The 2,177-nt window shown below is 34.8% G+C and carries 2 protein-coding genes; one reads left to right on the top strand and one right to left on the bottom strand.

Features of this window, described 5'->3' with window-relative positions; translation table 11 throughout:
* Window positions 1-197: 197 nt before the first annotated feature.
* On the bottom strand, window positions 198-1,331 hold the full coding sequence (locus B0I21_RS19950; RefSeq protein ID WP_243836307.1) for an MBL fold metallo-hydrolase: 1,134 nt from the start codon (window positions 1,329-1,331) through the stop codon (window positions 198-200).
* A gap of 139 nt (window positions 1,332-1,470) precedes the next feature.
* Here B0I21_RS19950 and B0I21_RS19945 point away from each other — a divergent pair, with 139 nt between their 5' ends.
* The gene (locus B0I21_RS19945; RefSeq protein ID WP_133642256.1) at window positions 1,471-1,833 is read left to right on the top strand and encodes a MerR family transcriptional regulator; all 363 of its coding nucleotides are present in this window, start codon (window positions 1,471-1,473) and stop codon (window positions 1,831-1,833) included.
* Window positions 1,834-2,177 lie beyond the last annotated feature (344 nt).

Genomic DNA, 2,177 nt, shown 5'->3' with positions numbered 1-2,177 from the left:
AGACAAATTTTAACTCTTCCTTTTCTCACTATAAAACAAATCTATAAAACAAAAAATGTCTTCTACATTTGCTTGACACAAACATAGGAGACAAATAAACAGTCTTAAAAAGCCTATCTAATACTTGTCATTGTTGTATTACTCCTTTAATACAGTGGGATCTATGAACGATAAATTATTCAGCTATTTGGATGCCACTATCTGATTCCAGACCACCACGGTGCAAATTTTTGTTTCATATCTTTCAGGTTGACCACTTCGCCAATCATCGGTGTAGCTATCAACATGTTGTACGACTTATTTAGTTCTGTGATTTTTGCTAAGGGTTCATCCCAATCATGACTACCTAGTACAAACTTCGATGAATGAACGGGTAAAATACGTTTGGCGTGCAAATCTTGAGCTGCTTGTAGCACATCTTTGGGCAAAAGATGAATATATTGCCAAGCTTCATTATATTGACCGTTATCTAATATAGCTAAATCTACAAATCCATGTTTTTTCCCAATATCTATGTAATGATTGTCATATCCGCTGTCACCACCTATGTAAATTTTCATCGTCGGGGTCTGAAGTAAAAAAGATGCCCATAGCGTCTTGTTTGTAGCAAAACCTCTTCCGGAAAAATGTCTTGCAGTTTCCACAAAAGTTGTAAAACCGTCATCCAATGTGATACGATCCCCCCAATCTCCTTCCACAATTCTAGTGGCTTCATATCCCCAATGCTCAAAATGCTCACCTACCCCCAAGCCACAAATTACCTTTCCCACTTTCCTTTTTAAAGCAACTAATGTTTCGTAGTCCACATGGTCATAATGATCGTGTGAAATAAATAAGAAATCAATATAAGGCAAATCATTTATACTATAAATATCTGTACCTTGAAATGATTTTACAGTTCCAGGTATGGGCGACGCATTGCCGCTGAAAACTGGATCGACCAAAATTCGCTTCCCATCAATTTGCATAAAATACGAAGAATGCCCAAACCAGACTAGTACATCCAAGTCCAATTCAAGGTTAATTAGGTCTGTCTTCACGGATGGAATAAGTTCTATAGGATATTTTCGGGGTTTTCGCTTAATATAGGAATCATAAAGCACCTCAAAGTAATTATGCCCTTCAACAAGTGTTGTCGTTTTATGTAAATTCTGAAATTGTCCATCTCTGTAGTGCGGTGAACGTTTGATTCTTTCTAACCTAGCCCCAGTTGGATGCTTCCCGAATTTACTTTGTTGCATATAAGCAAATGTAGCTGCCGTTAGTACAGCTATGATTATGATTGCTATTATCATCACTCTTTTTAATTTTCCTCTGCGTTTGTCACTCATATCTTTGGATATTGTATCCGACTATTAAAAATACAATTAGATTACTTCCTGCAGCCAAAACTAAAAGGTATATTTGAAACATACAAGTATGAAGTATACTATATACTAGTAATTTATTTATTCACATTAAGGAAAACAAATGCTGATCAGCGAATTATCAAAACGGAGTGGTATATCGATCCCGACTTTGCGGTATTATGAAAACTTTGGCTTATTTAAAGGTTACTCAGATGAAAGTGTGAAGACAAACAACTACAAGGATTATGATGAAAGCTTGCTTGAGAAAATTACACTAATAAAAGAAGCTAAGACAGCGGGTTTCACACTTTCAGAAATTAAGAAATTACTAGAAAGTTGGTTTGATAGGCGACTTTCAGTAGAACAAAAAATAGATATTGTTAGTATTAAAATTAAAGAGATTGAAGAGAAGATGCGACAGCTGAGGACTGTCAAAAAGCTTCTAGCAGATTGTATTATAGATATCAGAAACGGCGACTGTTGATCAAATTAAGTCGTCAAGATGGACATCTATACATTACTAATAAATGCGTTCGTTTTTTGGGACAGAAGAAGTTCCTCCCTACGAAATATATCACTTTATACTAACCATCAGTTCACTCACACCTAAAAATAATTCGATTAATATTTTTCATTGACATCAGATAAATATAATTGTTATTTTAGCTGCGCATATGTATCTGTTCTGAGTTGGATCTTTGCAACTTTAAATTACTTATAACAAGTTATGCGGTGAAGCCTTCCCATTTTTCAAACATTGAATAAATATAAAAATACGCATTAAGAAACTAAATATTCTTTAGCGTATAACCACGGACTTAGTCCATT

Origin of the sequence: Sphingobacterium paludis (assembly GCF_004364125.1) — a bacterium.
GTDB classification, from domain to species: domain Bacteria; phylum Bacteroidota; class Bacteroidia; order Sphingobacteriales; family Sphingobacteriaceae; genus Sphingobacterium; species Sphingobacterium paludis.
Note: the sequence above shows the minus strand (reverse complement) of the source record. Positions and strands in the feature narration are given on the sequence as shown.

Bases quoted from the DNA above. Each gene is read 5' to 3' on its own strand.
- B0I21_RS19950 (WP_243836307.1), bottom strand. From the start codon at position 1,331: ATGAGTGACAAACGCAGAGGAAAATTAAAAAGAGTGATGATAATAGCA.
- B0I21_RS19945 (WP_133642256.1), top strand. From the start codon at position 1,471: ATGCTGATCAGCGAATTATCAAAACGGAGTGGTATATCGATCCCGACT.